Origin of the sequence: Sporosarcina highlanderae (assembly GCF_030433715.1) — a bacterium.
Classification (GTDB): Bacteria; Bacillota; Bacilli; order Bacillales_A; family Planococcaceae; genus Sporosarcina; species Sporosarcina highlanderae.
In genome coordinates this window covers 1-16,155 of the sequence record NZ_JAROCC010000011.1, presented here as the reverse complement: position 1 = coordinate 16,155, position 16,155 = coordinate 1, and the positions used below count along the sequence as shown (strand labels likewise).

The window sequence follows — 16,155 nt, the reverse complement described above, 5'->3', positions numbered from 1 at the left end:
AACTAATGAGAAGCCTCTAAAAGTTTTTTATCTCTTTCCTTTATCGTAAATTTCACCCAACGCCCTCGGAGCACGGTTTGTTTTAGAGAAAAAGATCAATAACAATAATGTTAATACATACGGTAGAATCATGAATAAATCAGTGAAACTGCTTGGCAATGCCATTGCCTGTGCGATATACATTCCCCCGGATTTAGCAAAACCAAATAATAGACAAGCCGCTAAAGTCGGGAGAATTCTCCAGTTGCCAAAGATTAATGCCGCAATGGCCAAGAATCCATATCCCATATAAATACCCGAAGAAAATTGCGCAGAAATGGAATAGGCAAAACACATACCAGCGAGACCCGATAGCATTCCTGATATAAGAACCGCGGAAAATCTTATTTTATAAACATTTACACCTGCTGCATCTACGGATTGAGGATTCTCCCCACTCGCTCTTAGGCGCAAACCAAACTTCGTTTTATACAATACATACCAAGCAAAAATAGCAATCACAATGATGATCACTTCGAACGGATACACATCCGTAAATACCGCACCAATTACAGGTATATTGGCTAAACCGTCAATGGTAAAACGCTCCGATACACCTAATCGGAACTTGTCCGAAGCTGCACCGAATACAAGTGCATTGATCTGTGTTGTTAAGAAAGTCGTCAGGGCTAACGCCAAAATATTAATAACGACCCCACTAATTACTTGATTGGCCTTAAATTTAATACTTAATACAGCATGGATAACGGAAAAACCCATTCCGCCAATCATCGCAAATATGAGCGCCACGTAGAACATATTCTCAACAGCTGCTCCAGAAGCATTTGCGATCAAAACAGCTGACATAGCCCCGATGAATGCCCCGAAACCTTGAAAACCTTCAAGTGCTAAATTGGTAATCCCACTTTTCTCACTATATATACCGCCAATTGCCATGATGAAAAGAGGCAGAGCAAAGGATAATCCATCAATAATAATCGTATCCATTTATGATTCACTGTCCTTTCGATCCACTTCTTTTTCCTTCAAGCGGCTGACTTTATGCTTCACGTACGCGCCACATGCACTAAACAATAGGATTAACCCGATGATTACAGAAGCAATTTCCTGTCTGATTCCGGCCTGTGAACTCATATACGTACTTCCTTGATCAATAATCGATATTAAGAAGGATGAAAAAATAATCCCGATTGGATGGGAGTTACCCAATAGCGCCACCGCAATGGAGTCAAATCCGAGACTTGTTAATACCTTTGGTTGAATGGAAGCAAAATCGCCTAAATAATACGTCACACCCGCAAGGCCGGCCAAACCTCCTGAAATGATCATTGCTAAGATCATATTACTTCCGACCTTTATGCCTGTATATTTCGCTGCATCACGGTTAGATCCAACTGCTTTTATTTCAAAACCAACGACTGTTTTGTCCAATAGAAACTTGACGAAAATCGCGACTGCAATTGCCAAAATAAAGCCTAATGGAATATCCATTTTCAGGTTTGCGAACTCGAAATTTACTAACGTCAATCTTGCTGCTTCCGTAATGTATTTGGATTGTCTTGAAACCGGGTCAATATAATAATTATGAATGAAGAAGCTTATCACATACTGAGCGATGTAATTTAGCATAATCGTAGTTACAACTTCATGAATGTTAAACTTATATTTTAACCACCCAACAAGACCGCCCATCAATCCCCCAGCAATCATTCCAATCAGCAACACAAGCGGCTTAGCAACGAATGCATCTAACCCACTGTAGCCAACAATAATGGTTGCTATAAAACCGGAGAAGAGCATTTGTCCAGAAACACCAATATTAAATAGGCCTGCTCTGAGGGCAACAGCCACCGCCAAACTGGCAAATACAAGTGGCGTCATAGCGTCTAACAAACTCAAAAAGTCAGTCAGCATGCTCTTATAACCAGCATACGTTGCTTTCGGGAAAATCCCCGCCCCTTGGAACAAGTTGTAAAATGCTTGAATCGGATTTTTGCCAAGCAACAGTATGACGATTGCCGCAACAATAAAACTGAAAAGTATAGAGGCTACCGGAATGGTGATCGGTTGCCATTTCTCATTCCGTATCGGCCATAACAGACGATAACGTAAGCTTGTTTTCTTATTATCTTTACTCATGCTTAGCCCCCATCATATATTCGCCGACTTCATTCGTCGTTAATGAATCACTGCTTGCAACTTTTTGAAGCTGGCCATTATAGATCACACCGATCGTATCCGCTACATTCATAATTTCGTCTAACTCCAACGAAACCAGTAAGATAGCTTTTCCTTGATCGCGTTGTTCAATCATCATCCGATGAATATTTTCGATTGCACCTATATCCACTCCTCGTGTTGGCTGAACGAAAATCATAAGTGGGGATTGCAATTCGATCTCACGAGCAATGATGGCCTTTTGTTGGTTCCCGCCACTCATGGAACGAACTTGCGTCTTGATCCCTTGTCCACTTCGAATATCATATTTTTCAATCAACTGAGTACCGAATTGATCAAATTCCTGTTTATTTAAAATCCCTTTATTTGAAAACGGCTTTTTGTAGTACTGTTTTGAACCTAAATTCGTCGATAAATCAAAGTCCAAAAACAATCCGAATTTCTGTCGATCTTCAGGTATATAAGAGATTCCAGATTCAGTTCTGTTTCTTATACTGTCATTCGTGATGTCTTGTCCATTGAGGAATATCTTTCCGCCGCTTGCCTTTATCAAACCGGCAATGGCATCGGCTATTTCAACTTGACCATTATCTGCGACACCTGCAATCGCGAATATTTCACCACTGTGTATCGTAAAGGAAACGTCTTTGACTACTTCAAATCCGTCCTCATTTTTCACGGTTAATTGTTCTACTTTCAATACTTCCTCTTTAAATTGTGCAGGTGTTTTTTCTGATTCAAAGTTCACCTCACGTCCCACCATTAACTGTGCCATCAAATTGACTGAAGTTGTCTCTACATCCAACACATCAATCAATTTACCTTTATTCAACACTGCACATCGATCGGCAACTCTTTTAATTTCTTCTAACTTATGTGTAATTAGGATGATTGTTTTCCCACTGTTTCGAAGACCTTCGATAATAGCTAACAGGAAATCGATTTCTTGAGGCGTTAGTACTGCCGTTGGTTCATCAAAAATAAGGATTTCGGCTTCACGATAAAGCACCTTTAATATTTCAACTCGCTGTTGCATGGAAACCGTTAAATCGGCAATTTTTTTTGTCGGATCGACTTCCAACCCGAATTTCTTGGACAGTTCTTCAATTTTACGATTGGCACCACGAATTCCTACATATGGAAAGAGACCGGCAAATTTTTTTATGGGCTCAATCCCTAAAATGATATTCTCAGTAATCGTATAATCTTCGACTAACTTAAAATGCTGATGAACCATTCCGATGTTAAGATTTGCTGCATGGTTCGGCGAACTTATTTGTACTTTCTCGCCCCGAATATAGATTTCTCCTTCATCGGGTTCGTACATACCACTTAGCATGCTCATCAATGTTGACTTACCTGCACCATTTTCTCCAAGTAATGCAAAGATTTCTCCCTTTTTAATGCCAATGGATACGTCGTCATTCGCTACGATCCCTGGGAAACGTTTTGTGATGTGTTTCATTTCCACGATATATTCAGACATCGTTCATTCTCCTTCTTCAACATTAATTGGAAAAACAATAGAAGTTCATCATTCCCTATTATGCAATAAGTCGGGAACAGATAAACTTCTACTGTTATTGTGTTTCAAATTCGTCTTATAAACCTGGGAACTTTTCTGGAGAATGTTCATTAAAATTAGAAGCTGGAACGATTGTACCATTCTTCACTAACTCGTACGCCTCGTTCAGTTTGTCTAACGTATCCACAGATAATTGGTGACGACCTTCTTCTTTAATAAAGCCAGTTGAATCTGTATCCGCATATAGAACTACGTTACCACCTTTAAAAGTTCCATCGGCAACAGAATTCAACGCCTTTTCAATGTTCATCGCCATGAATTTCACACCAGATGTTAGCACGATATTTTTAGAACCGTTTGCACCGTCATCATATTGGTCAACGTCCACACCAATTACTTTTACATCTTCCTTAGCTTCTTTAGCTGCTGTAAATACACCATTACCAGTGCCTCCTGCAGCAACGAAAAGGATATCTACACCTTGTTTGATCAATGCATTTCCGATGACTTTACCTGTTGCTTCATCTGCAAAGGATCCTGCATAGTTACCACCAACATCAGCACCGGTTACATCAGTTCCTGCATAACCTGATAGTTCAACAAGTTCAACATTTTTCCCATAAGCCTTGTTAGCGTAATTAACGCCTGATTCAAATCCAAATTGATAGTTTACATTTGAAGGATAAGCAATCCCATTTACAACTGCTACTTTGTTTGTCTTTGTTTCAAGTGCTGCAGCCATTCCTGCAAAGAAACCACTTTCTTGTTCAGCGAAGTTCATCGCATAGATATTTTCGAAATCAGTTTGGCCATCTACTGGTGTTGGCTCAGTGTCATTCATGATAAAGATCTTATCAGGGTTTTCTACAGCGATACTGGAAACGCCAGCAAATTGGAAACCAGGTGTAACAATTACATCATAATCCGCCACAATGTCGGCAACAGCTTGTACTGCCGCAGCTGGATCACCTGTTGGTTCTTTCACCGATTTTACAGTTGCAGTTGGATGATTTTCGATAAACTTCAAAATGCCGTTATAGTTATCTTCATTGAAGTTACCATCATCAACGCCGGATGGGCTTGTTACAATGGCAATTTTCAATCCTTCTTCGCCAGTTCCCGCCTTGTCTTCCTTTTTATCAGCTGAGTTATTTCCGCAAGCGGCCATAACAGCAGTCATTAAAGCAAGGAATAATACCATTGCTATTTTCTTTGCACTGTTCGTCATTGAAATGATCCTCCCTGTTATTCTTGTTGTTTTTGTAAAAAATAAAAAGCACCGAGTGAATACCGGTGCTTGACTTCAGGAAGGTAGACAATAGAAATAAATAAAGAAATTTATCTCTATAGTTATATACACTACCTCGTAGTCAAGCTATTTACGGCAGCTTGGTAGAAACTTTCGGGCCTTATCCCCAACATTATACGAGTATAATATTTATTTTTTACTAACTCATAATAACATCCTATTTTCTACGTGTCAACAGAATGCGAATGCTTTTTAAAAAATAACCTCTATTGTTCGGGAATTCTACGAATTGCAAGGTTTATCAACTGAAAATAATGAGCAATATACACTTTTCATACTCTTCGGTCCCTTCGGACATGGGAAGTCTTTCCAAAAAAACCAAACAAAAAACCCCGAACCTCAGATTATCAGAGGTTCGGGGGAAGTATATTATTACATCATTCCGCCCATTCCACCCATGTCAGGCATGCCTGCTCCTGGTGGTTCTGGTAGGTCAGCTACAACCGCTTCTGTTGACAAGAACATTGCCGCTACGGATGCTGCGTTTTGAAGTGCTGAACGAGTTACTTTAGTTGGGTCTACGATTCCAGCTTGCATCATGTTGACCCACTCGCCGTTTGCTGCGTTGAAGCCGATACCGACTTCTTCGCGTTTTAGGCGGTCAACTACGATAGAGCCTTCAAGACCTGCGTTGTTCGCAATTTGACGAACTGGCTCTTCAAGTGCACGAAGAACGATTTTCACGCCTGTTGAGACGTCGCCATCAGTACCTTCAAGAAGTTTTTCAACTTTCGTATATACATTGATAAGTGCAGTACCTCCACCGGATACAATACCTTCTTCAACAGCAGCACGAGTTGAGTTCAACGCGTCTTCGATACGAAGTTTGCGCTCTTTCAATTCTGTTTCTGTTGCTGCTCCGACTTTGATAACTGCTACGCCGCCAGCAAGTTTAGCAAGACGCTCTTGTAGCTTCTCTTTGTCGAATTCAGAAGTTGTATCTTCAAGCTGTGAACGGATTTGGCCGACACGGGATGCAATTGCAGTTGTATCGCCGTTTCCTTCAACAATTGTTGTGTGATCTTTCGTAACAACAACTTTTGCAGCTCTTCCAAGTTGATTGATATCAGCGGATTTAAGGTCAAGACCAAGATCTTCAGTGATAACTTCTCCACCTGTAAGGATTGCAATGTCTTCAAGCATTGCTTTACGGCGATCGCCGAAGCCAGGTGCTTTAACAGCAACCGCGTTGAAAGTTCCACGAAGTTTATTCACAACAAGCGTTGCTAGTGCTTCGCCTTCTACGTCTTCAGCAATCATCAACAATGGCTTGCCTTGTTGAACGACTTGCTCAAGGACTGGAAGGATTTCCTGGATGTTAGAAATCTTTTTATCTGTTATTAAGATGTAAGGGTTATCTAAAACAGCTTCCATCTTGTCTGTATCAGTCGCCATGTATGCAGATGCATAACCACGGTCGAATTGCATTCCTTCTACAACATCAAGTTCAGTAGTGAAGCCTTTTGACTCTTCGATTGTGATAACACCATCGTTGCCGACGCGCTCCATCGCTTCAGCGATCAATTCGCCGACTTCTTCGTCGCCGGAAGAAATAGCAGCTACTTGTGCGATTTCTTGCTTGCTTTCGATTTCGTCGGAGATGCCTTTCAACTCTTCAATAGCAGTCGCAACAGCCTTTTCGATCCCCTTACGGATACCGACTGGGTTCGCACCAGCTGTAACGTTTTTCAATCCTTCACGGATCATCGCTTGTGCAAGAACAGTAGCTGTTGTTGTACCGTCACCAGCGATTTCATTCGTTTTGGAAGCAACTTCCGCAACTAGTTTCGCACCCATGTTTTCGAATGCATCTTCAAGTTCAATTTCTTTTGCAATCGTTACACCATCATTTGTAATAAGTGGTGAACCGAATTTTCTTTCAAGAACAACGTTACGTCCTTTTGGTCCAAGCGTTACTTTCACAGCATCCGCTAACGTATCTACACCGCGTAGCATTGCGCTGCGCGCGTCTTCATTGAATTTAATTTCTTTAGCCATTTATGAATTCCCTCCTACTTTTGATTGTCTTTTATATAAGCGCGTTATTTAACCGATAACAGCTAAAACGTCGCTTTCACGCAGGATTAAATATTCATTACCTTCATATTTCACTTCAGTACCAGCATATTTTGAGAAGATGATGCGGTCGCCCTCTTTTACTTCCAAGTCAACGCGCTGGCCGTTTTCAAGAACTCGTCCAGTACCTGCCGCAACAACTTTACCCTCTTGCGGTTTCTCTTTTGCAGAATCCGGTAATACGATACCGCTTGACGTTTTTTCTTCCGCTTCGATTAGTTCGATTACGATACGGTCACCTAATGGTTTCAACAAGTGAAACAACCTCCTCAACATTATCTCTTCTTTTTTAGCACTCAGTAAGCAGGAGTGCTAATACATTTATTATCATAATAAAGTTGCCCAAAAATTGCAAGCAAAATACTCGCATCTTTTCTCTTTGCTAAACTTCTTTGAAACAGCTAAAATTAACACAGAAGAAAGGGCGTTTGACTATGAAAAACTGGAAAATCTATATATGGATCATCGCAATTTACATTGTGATGCAACTTGCAAGTGTCCCAGTCGCCAACGGAATGATCGATTATTTCCAAAATAGTGTTGGTATCGATGAAGGGGATGCGAAATATTTTGGATTCGCATGGGGGCTCTTCATCGTGAATCTCATTGCAGCAGCCCCGATATTATATATGACGACACGGAATAAAAAATTCTGGGATATCTTTAAAACCGGAAAAAAAGCTACCATTGGAAAGACGATTCTTTGGGGAGTTCTTGGATTGTTCATGTCGATGGCCGGCCAAATGATTGCTGGCATCATCGAGATGGCATTCGGCATCATGCCTGGTTCGAAGAACACTGCCCTCTTAGGTGAGGTTGCGAGGATGTCACCGATTGTCATTGTTTCAATCATCATTTTCGCACCCTTATTTGAAGAAATTATCTTCAGAAGAGTGCTTTTCGGGGGCATTTATACGAAAACGAACTTCTGGGTTGCAGCCCTTATTAGCGCATTTATCTTTGCTGTAGTCCATGGCGAGCTTAACCACACACTTATCTATATGGTCCCCGGAATTGTGTTCGCCTTCCTTTATTACCATACGAAAAGCATTTTAGCGCCGATGATTGCGCATCTGTTAATAAACAGCTTCGCCGTTATCGTCCAGCTGAACCCACAAATTTTCAAGCAACCTGATAGTATCAAGCAAGCATTCATCTTCTTCTTGCAATGAAACTAAAAAACGACTTCCCTCATTGGAAAGTCGTTTTTTAGTTCATCCAATCGTTGTAAACAATGAAAAAATGAGAATGCCAATAATAATTGAAAAGATTATTGCGAGCACCATGCCAATACCCATAAGAATTGCCACAACGCCGAATCCACGCAATGCAGAGAATTTATGGACAAGCCCAATACCTTTACTCATGATTACTATTCCGTAAATCCCAACGCCTATCGTGACGATGTTCATCAAGAAATATACGCCAAGCGGCAGATTGGTAACACCAAAATTCTCCGTAGGTACTTCGAATAGTCGAGAACCATATATAGCAAGAATAGAATAATTCATCGGTGCAAGCCAGATAGTCAAAATTGTCGACGCAGGCGTGATATGGATCATCTCAGAAAACTTTCCTGTTCCTCCAAGCCATTTCCCAATCCATGTATAGAGCGCAGCTATAATCATCCAACCTAACAATGCACCAAAGAATGTCAGTATAATTGAAAATATAACGATTAAATACGCTGGCAAGCCACTAAACCAACCGGTCGGTGCCAAGGCAATCGAACCAGTACTGATCGAACCTAAAAGAAAAATAAAAACCCCATACCCAACCGACTTCTTCTCAAGCAAGTACTCCAAAGTCTTTGTCGGCTGACTCCATATGGACAATAACGGATTCATATCGTTCCCCCTTTTCATTGATATGTATATGATGGAACACACTCTGTTCAGCACCTCATGCTCTAATCATACGGTAAATTGGTTGGGATTTCATTACAATAAAAGCCCTATTTCCGGAATAGGTATCCGAAAAAAGGGCTTCTCAGTTTATTTCTCTAAATTCCCCATCACTTCATCAATTTGCCGCTGTTGCTCCGCCTTGATCTCCTCAAGCTTCCGCTTCTCTTCCGCTTTCAGGAACTTACGATATCCTACACGGCAAATGACGATGCTGATTTCGTAAAGGATGAACAACGGAACGGTTACTAACAAATGGGACATAATATCAGGTGGTGTAATGAACGCCGCTATGACGAACAGAACGAAATATGAATACTTCCTGATTTTCACTAACTTAGCAGGATCCAATATGCCTAGCCTTGATAAAAATAAGAGAACGATTGGCAATTGGAAGACGACCCCAAACGGGATTAAAATCTGGAATAAGAATGTGAAATATTGATTGATACCTACGGTTTGCGTAATCCCCAATTCCCCTGATAAATTCATCATAAAATTCATTACGAATGGCACAAGGACAAAATAGGAGAATCCGATTCCAATAAGGAACAAGATGAATGCAAAAGGGATATAGCTTAGTGTCACTTTCCGCTCGGTTTCATGTAGCCCTGGCGATACGAACGACCAGAACTGGTACATGATAATAGGAGAAATAATAACGACCGCAAGGAAAATGATGACTTTCAAGTATATGACAATTGGATCGACAACATTGAAAGCGTGGAACTCATCATATCCTCCCTCACTCAGTAGAAACTCGATTACTGGTTTAGCGGCGAAAAAGCTACCAATTACCGCAATAACAAAGAAAACGACGATTACTATCAGCCGTTTTCTAATTTCTTCTATATGCTCAATGACAGTTAAATTTTTCTCTTTCATAGGACAGACATCCTTACTTACTGCACGTCGTTTTTCTTATCTTCAACTTTCTTTACTGTATCTTCATCATCCGAAGCAAGTCCCTTTGTTGCAGCTTTGAATTCGCGTAATGATGAACCAAACGCTTTACCGATTTCGGGCAACTTCTTCGGTCCAAAAACTAACAAAGCAATAATTGCGATAATAATTAAACTACCTACACCTGGAGCCATTTCGGACACCTCCTTCGTCTGTTGTCTATTTTACAGGAAATCAGCTTGTATTACTATTGACAAGCCGTTTATAATTGTGAATCTTTTACGTCATTTTTTATAAAATAAATCAATGTCTGCAATTCCACTGATAAATCGATCGTATGGATACGCATCCAATCGGGCACTGACAGTCTAGCCGGCGTGAAATTCAAGATCCCTTTCACTCCAATAGCTGCAAGCCGATCCGCTATCTCTTGTGCCGCCTTTGCTGGCACAGTGAGGATAACGAGATTAATGCCCATTTTTTTAATCATCTCTTCCATCATATCCGGATGAAACACGGGGATATTGCTGATGGATTTCCCTTCCTTTGGTACTTTTGGGTCAAACGCCACGACAATCCGTGTATTATGGTTCTTTTGGAAATTATATTTTAAAAATGCAGTACCTAAACTTCCAACACCTATTAAAGCGACATCTGTCTCTTCATCTTGATCTAACGCACTTCGGAAAAAGACTAAAAGATTATCTACATCATAGCCGTAACCTTTACGGCCAAGTGCACCGAAATGGGAAAAATCCCGTCGAATTGTAGCGGCATCAATTTTCATCGCTTCGCTTAATTCACTGGAAGAAACACGCTTTTTTCCGGCATTCGAAAAGTTTTGAAGGAATCTATAATACAATGGAAGGCGTTTTGATGTCGCCTGTGGAATTATTGGTGTCACTTCTGACATATCCTACCTCCTGCCCCATGATTTCATATGTCTCAGGATTTCATCAGTCACTTATTATTGAAGGGACTTTCCGAATCAATTAACTTCTATCGTACAGCAGATAGTATTCGATGTAAAGCCGACCATTGCACGCGCCACACCATTCGATTAAACTTAGTGTATGAATAGAGGTGTGCTGAATGATTGTTTTACAAGTGAATGGACTAACCAAATCCTTTTCAGGAACTGATATATTGGAAAACGTGCGACTCGAAGTCCAGCATCGTGATAGAGTTGCGCTTGTCGGCCGTAATGGTGCCGGCAAATCCACCTTGCTCAAGATCATCGCAGGAGAAATGACTGCGGACTCCGGCGATCTAATTATGCCAAAAGGCGTGCAAATCGGCTATCTCGAACAGCATGCAGGCATCGATTCTTCCCGTACAATTTGGGATGAAATGATGACCGTATTCGAACCTTTGCTTGAAATGGAGCAAAGGCTTCGTAAGCTTGAGGCACAAATGGCAAATCCTACTGTTTACGAGTATGCCGAAGAATATGAAAGGGTCATGAAGGAGTATGACACCCTCCAGATTGAATTCAAGGATACGGGTGGCTATCAATATGAATCCGACATCCGCTCGGTCCTACACGGCATGCGGTTTTATCCGGACGACTATGAGAAAAAGGTAAATTTACTATCGGGTGGTCAAAAGACACGACTTGCATTAGCTAAGATGCTTCTAAGCAAACCTGATCTACTAATTTTGGATGAGCCTACGAACCATCTTGATATCGAGACCCTCGGTTGGCTGGAAAAATATCTTGTATCCTATGAAGGGGCGATTCTAATTGTTTCCCATGACCGCTACTTCCTTGATCAGATTGTAACAATCACGTATGAAGTTTCAAGGCGGAAAGTGACGAAGTATGTCGGGAACTATAGCGCTTATTTGAATGAAAAAGCGAAGAACTACGAACGTGATAAAAAACTGTATGAACGCGAATCAAGCGAGAAGGCGAAGCTTGAAGACTTCATTCAACGGAATATCGCTCGGGCGTCAACTTCCAAAATGGCTAAAAGCCGCCGCAAGCTGCTTGAACGAACAGAGTGGATGGATGCGCCTGACGGGGACGAACGATCCGCAAGCTTTTCATTCTCAATCGAACGTCCAAGCGGAAATGACGTGCTGAAACTTGAGAATATTGCGGTTGGCTACAACGGTAAGGTAGTTTCCGAAAACATCAATATGCATGCCTATAAAGGTGACCGTATTGCAATTTTAGGGCCGAACGGGATCGGTAAATCGACGTTGCTCAAAACGATTGTGAAAATGCAGGAACCGATTACAGGGACAATCCGTTATGGTACGAATGTCCAGTTCGGATATTATGATCAAAACCAGGCGACGATTATCGGTTCGGGAACAGTTCTACAGGAGCTTTGGGACGAGTGGCCGATGATGAATGAAAAGGATGTTCGTACGGTGTTAGGACGCTTCCTCTTTACAGGGGAAGATGTCGAAAAGCCTGTGACATCGTTGTCCGGTGGCGAGAAAGCCCGTCTTTCATTAGCAAAGCTTATGCTTCAAAAGTCGAACACGCTCATCCTTGACGAGCCGACGAATCATCTTGACCTCGACAGCAAGGAAGTGCTGGAAAACGCATTGGACGACTTTCCGGGCACCATCCTTTTCGTATCCCACGATCGATATTTCATCAATCGCATTGCGACGAAAGTGATCGATGTCGCATCAATCGGCGTTACGGAGTATCTCGGTGATTACGATTACTTCATCGAGAAAAAAACAGAACTTGCTGAATTAAAGGCAGAGCAGTCTTCAACACAACAGACGATCCAGCCGAAAAATAAACGGAACGAAGACGATAAAGAGTTCAAAAGGCAAGAACGCAGACTCACAAGGGCAATTGCAGAGATTGAAACATCGTTAGCTAAAATGGATGAAGAGATTGCTGGCTTGCAGGAAGAGCTTTTACGACCTGAGTTTGCGGATGACCATATTAAATTAATGGAACTACAAGAACAGATTGATGCGTTGCAAATGAAACATGACGAGCAATCAGAAGAGTGGCTGATCTTACAGGAAGATTTGGAGAATTTACACTTGAAATCATAATAAATGCTGTCGAAAGGCATCGCGCCGATTCGACAGCATTTTTATGTTTTCGACAAAGTTGAAGTAGCTTTCTCCACAATCTTATTCACAACTCACACGTTGATATAATGGGATATGAACATAGTTATCCACGTTATCCACAATATAAGTAATTTTTACCCACATAGTTATCCAATACCTGGATAGCTAATACACAATAGTCGAATAATTATCCACAACTTACCCACAAATGTGCATAAGTACGAACGTTCCCTCTTGACAAAAGAATCCAGTTATACTCCAAATAAAAACGGAAATCGCCAATTCCCGACGATTTCCATCACTTATTTGCTCCAAGATGTAAGAGACATACCTGGTCGCCCATTCATCCCCATATTTCCACGTTGTCCATCAACAAACATTGCTGTTCCCGCTGCAGCAATCATAGCTGCATTATCCGTACAAAGAGAAATTGGAGGAACATAAAAAGGAATTCCCTCATTTTCAAAAGCTGCCTCCAATGAAGCGCGCAATCCTTTATTCGCTGCTACCCCGCCAGCGGCAATCACTTGCTTCACATTATATTCCTTCGCAGCTTTCAAGGTCTTTGTCGTCAGAACTTCAACAACGCTTTGCTGAAAGCCAGCTGCCACATGCGCCGGTATGACTTCTCCGCCTTTTTGCTCAAGATTATGCTTGTAATTAATAACCGCAGATTTTAATCCACTAAAGCTAAAATCATATGAATCTAACTCAAGCCAAGCCCTTGGGAATTCGACAGCATCATCACTTTCATGCGCAAGCCTATCAATCGCAGGGCCTCCCGGATAAGGCAGACCAAGGACCCGAGCCACTTTGTCATAAGCTTCCCCCGCAGCATCATCACGCGTTTCCCCAATCAGTTTAAAGGACCCATGATTCTCCATCAATACAAGCTCTGTATGGCCCCCTGAAACGATGAGTGCAAGAAGCGGAAACTCCATTGGCTGCATCAATTGATTGGCGTAAATATGCCCCGCTATATGATGGACGCCAATTATCGGCAATCCATTCGCAAACGCAAATGCCTTAGCCGCATTGATGCCTATTAACAGTGCACCGACAAGTCCCGGTCCTTCAGTTACAGCGACCGCATCTAACTCCATCGGCTCTAGTCCTGCTTCTGACAACGCTTCCTCAATCACTAGTGTGATCTGTTCAACATGATGTCGCGAAGCGATTTCGGGGACTACACCACCGAACCGCTGCTGACTTTGGATTTGCGAAGCTACTATATTCGAGATGATTTCATTGCCATTCTTAATGACAGAGGCCGCCGTTTCATCACAACTTGTTTCAATACCTAATATATAAATGTCTTTATCCATTAAAATTCCACCCACATGACGAGCGCATCTTCATGGTCGTCCGTATAATAGTTTTTCCGTATACCGCCATCCTGAAATCCAAGTTTCCGATAAAGGTTCTGTGCAGTATGGTTCGACACCCGCACCTCAAGTGTCATCAACCTAACTTCATTTACCTTACACAGCTCAATCGCCTTGCGCATTAGCGCCTCACCAATTCCATGGCCTCTCAAACGCTTCCGGACAGCTACATTCGTAATATGGCATTCATCAAGTACTACCCACATACCACAATGTCCAATGACCTCATCGTCTTGAACCGCGACAATATAATGCGCATAGTCATTTCCAAGCATCTCATGTTCAAAAACCTCATGCGACCACGGGGTTGTAAATGCCTCCTGCTCAATTTCAACAACGGCAGGAATATCGTCAACAGTCATTTTTCGATATTGAATTTCTTTTGTCACATTAATCACTGCCCTTTTCCTTCCGTTGCTGCAATAACCAATTCGCTTCCGCTTCAGCAATTCGGCGGTATTCCGGTGTAAATGCATGTGTATTCTCTTCATGTCCCGACTGTTGCGCCATGAAAATTAACGAAGACGCTCGAGGCAACTGCATTGGAAAAGGGGCAATCACAGCATTCTCCTTCATTATGTCCATGATCTGCTCTTCAAACATGCCAACATCCTTGCCGACGAATAAAACAGAGCGTTTTTGGCCTTTTAGAGAGTCCAACAGATCTTCAATTCCAAGGTGTTGATCTTCGTGAATGGCGATAAGTTCACCATCGATAAATTCATAAACACCCGCATACACATTATTCCTTCGAGCATCCACTAACGGACAAATAAGGCCGTTAAAGAAAACGGCATTCGCCGCCAAAGTTTTAAGGCTTGAAACACCGACAAGCGGCTTTTTCAATGTCCATGCCAATGTCTTCGCAATTGTCACCCCGATCCGGACACCAGTATACGACCCAGGCCCTTCTGAAACCGCAATTGCGTCAATATCATTCGGTTTGAGCTGCACAGTCTCAAACAATTCCTCTATGACCGGCATCGCTCGCAATGAATGATTGACCGCCATCGAAGAATTCACCTCTGCCAAAATGGCACCGTCTTTCACAATCGCGACGGATAAAGGCGTATTAGCCGTATCTATTCCTAACCATATCATAACCGTATCGCCTCACAAATTTTTTCAAAACGCACACCTATAGGGACGAACAAGAGCTTCCTTGAAGTATCCCCTGTATGTTGTAATCTTATTTCAAGCCGTTCACTTGGAAGATCATCTTCTATCAAATGCGCCCATTCGACCACAGAGATTGCATCCCCGTAAAAAAGCTCATTCCACCCGAGATCCTCATCACTATCCGCCAAACGATAAACATCAAGGTGGTTGAAGAGAAAATCTTCCCCTTCATACTGTTTGAGGATTGTAAAAGTGGGGCTGTTAACAGTTCGTGTGATGCCTAAACCTTTTGCCAAGGCCTTCGTGAAAGTCGTTTTTCCGGCACCAAGATCGCCTTCCAATGTGAGAACATCCGGCGGGGAAAGCAGGCTCGCCAATTTCATAGCAATTTGTTCAGTTTCCTCTTGGGAATGAACATCGAATTCTATAGTCATAGTGATTTCCTTTCATCTCCACTTTGTTATAGTAAGTGTACCGAAAATACGATGTTACTGAAAGTGTTGCGGTTTGGAATTATGTATTTTCATCTTGTATGCCACGCTATTTCTATAACCGCTTATTTATTTAAATAAAACAACAAAAAACCGATCTTGGAATAAATCCACAATCGGTTTGACAGTTTAAAATTAAAATGGCGGTCCCGACCGGGATCGAACCGGCGATCTCCTGCGTGACAGGCAGGCATGTTAACCGCTACACCACGGG

16 protein-coding genes and 1 riboswitch are annotated in these 16,155 nt (G+C 41.9%); of the genes, 2 read left to right on the top strand and 14 right to left on the bottom strand.

The window, feature by feature from the left end; all coding sequences use genetic code 11:
• Window positions 1–27 precede the first annotated feature (27 nt).
• The 6 genes from P5G49_RS13160 to groES all read right to left on the bottom strand — a co-directional run bounded on the left by P5G49_RS13160 (window position 28) and on the right by groES (window position 7,343).
• Window positions 28–987 (bottom strand): ABC transporter permease, encoded by a 960-nt coding sequence (locus tag P5G49_RS13160; protein WP_301244458.1) that lies wholly within the window; start codon window positions 985–987, stop codon window positions 28–30.
• On the bottom strand, window positions 988–2,139 hold the full coding sequence (locus P5G49_RS13155) for an ABC transporter permease (protein WP_301244455.1): 1,152 nt from the start codon (window positions 2,137–2,139) through the stop codon (window positions 988–990).
• On the bottom strand, window positions 2,132–3,664 hold the full coding sequence (locus P5G49_RS13150; RefSeq protein WP_301244453.1) for an ABC transporter ATP-binding protein: 1,533 nt from the start codon (window positions 3,662–3,664) through the stop codon (window positions 2,132–2,134). The genes P5G49_RS13155 and P5G49_RS13150 overlap by 8 nt, the downstream gene beginning before the upstream one ends.
• A 115-nt stretch (window positions 3,665–3,779) precedes the next feature.
• Window positions 3,780–4,931 carry a BMP family lipoprotein gene (locus tag P5G49_RS13145; protein ID WP_301244451.1) on the bottom strand — a complete coding sequence of 384 codons (1,152 nt, stop codon included), beginning with the start codon at window positions 4,929–4,931 and terminating at the stop codon, window positions 3,780–3,782.
• 119 nt (window positions 4,932–5,050) lie between these two features.
• Window positions 5,051–5,152, bottom strand: a riboswitch (purine riboswitch).
• Between the two features lie 232 nt (window positions 5,153–5,384).
• Window positions 5,385–7,010: a chaperonin GroEL gene (gene groL, locus P5G49_RS13140; RefSeq protein ID WP_301244449.1), complete on the bottom strand. Its 1,626-nt coding sequence runs from the start codon at window positions 7,008–7,010 to the stop codon at window positions 5,385–5,387.
• A gap of 48 nt (window positions 7,011–7,058) precedes the next feature.
• Window positions 7,059–7,343, bottom strand: a complete 285-nt coding sequence (gene groES, locus P5G49_RS13135; protein WP_283733840.1) for a co-chaperone GroES — start codon at window positions 7,341–7,343, stop codon at window positions 7,059–7,061.
• 179 nt (window positions 7,344–7,522) lie between these two features.
• Between groES and P5G49_RS13130 the strand changes: the two genes are divergently transcribed.
• Window positions 7,523–8,260: a CPBP family intramembrane glutamic endopeptidase gene (locus P5G49_RS13130; protein ID WP_301244446.1), complete on the top strand. Its 738-nt coding sequence runs from the start codon at window positions 7,523–7,525 to the stop codon at window positions 8,258–8,260.
• A gap of 42 nt (window positions 8,261–8,302) precedes the next feature.
• On the opposite strand, the gene P5G49_RS13125 is transcribed toward P5G49_RS13130, so the two are convergent.
• From P5G49_RS13125 to P5G49_RS13110, 4 genes are all read right to left on the bottom strand, one after another.
• On the bottom strand, window positions 8,303–8,935 hold the full coding sequence (locus P5G49_RS13125; protein ID WP_301244444.1) for a YIP1 family protein: 633 nt from the start codon (window positions 8,933–8,935) through the stop codon (window positions 8,303–8,305).
• Between the two features lie 147 nt (window positions 8,936–9,082).
• Window positions 9,083–9,877, bottom strand: coding sequence for a twin-arginine translocase subunit TatC (gene tatC, locus P5G49_RS13120; protein WP_301244442.1), 795 nt, complete (start codon window positions 9,875–9,877; stop codon window positions 9,083–9,085).
• Window positions 9,878–9,894: 17 nt separating this feature from the next.
• Window positions 9,895–10,089: a twin-arginine translocase TatA/TatE family subunit gene (tatA, locus tag P5G49_RS13115; RefSeq protein WP_301244440.1), complete on the bottom strand. Its 195-nt coding sequence runs from the start codon at window positions 10,087–10,089 to the stop codon at window positions 9,895–9,897.
• Window positions 10,090–10,157: 68 nt separating this feature from the next.
• Window positions 10,158–10,808, bottom strand: a complete 651-nt coding sequence (locus tag P5G49_RS13110) for a redox-sensing transcriptional repressor Rex (protein WP_301244438.1) — start codon at window positions 10,806–10,808, stop codon at window positions 10,158–10,160.
• Window positions 10,809–10,987: 179 nt separating this feature from the next.
• Between P5G49_RS13110 and P5G49_RS13105 the strand changes: the two genes are divergently transcribed.
• Complete coding sequence (locus tag P5G49_RS13105; protein WP_301244437.1) at window positions 10,988–12,925, top strand: ABC-F family ATP-binding cassette domain-containing protein; 1,938 nt, start codon at window positions 10,988–10,990, stop codon at window positions 12,923–12,925.
• A 323-nt stretch (window positions 12,926–13,248) separates the two neighbouring features.
• Here P5G49_RS13105 and tsaD read toward each other — a convergent pair whose 3' ends face one another.
• Genes tsaD through tsaE form a run of 4 tightly spaced genes read right to left on the bottom strand, consistent with a single transcriptional unit; the run spans window position 13,249 to window position 15,884 of the window.
• Window positions 13,249–14,271, bottom strand: a complete 1,023-nt coding sequence (gene tsaD / locus P5G49_RS13100) for a tRNA (adenosine(37)-N6)-threonylcarbamoyltransferase complex transferase subunit TsaD (protein WP_301244436.1) — start codon at window positions 14,269–14,271, stop codon at window positions 13,249–13,251.
• On the bottom strand, window positions 14,271–14,720 hold the full coding sequence (gene rimI, locus P5G49_RS13095) for a ribosomal protein S18-alanine N-acetyltransferase (RefSeq protein WP_301244651.1): 450 nt from the start codon (window positions 14,718–14,720) through the stop codon (window positions 14,271–14,273). The genes tsaD and rimI overlap by 1 nt, the downstream gene beginning before the upstream one ends.
• A 1-nt stretch (window position 14,721) precedes the next feature.
• Window positions 14,722–15,432, bottom strand: coding sequence for a tRNA (adenosine(37)-N6)-threonylcarbamoyltransferase complex dimerization subunit type 1 TsaB (gene tsaB / locus P5G49_RS13090; protein ID WP_301244435.1), 711 nt, complete (start codon window positions 15,430–15,432; stop codon window positions 14,722–14,724).
• On the bottom strand, window positions 15,429–15,884 hold the full coding sequence (tsaE, locus tag P5G49_RS13085; RefSeq protein ID WP_301244433.1) for a tRNA (adenosine(37)-N6)-threonylcarbamoyltransferase complex ATPase subunit type 1 TsaE: 456 nt from the start codon (window positions 15,882–15,884) through the stop codon (window positions 15,429–15,431). Before tsaE ends, tsaB begins: the two co-directional genes overlap by 4 nt.
• Window positions 15,885–16,155 lie beyond the last annotated feature (271 nt).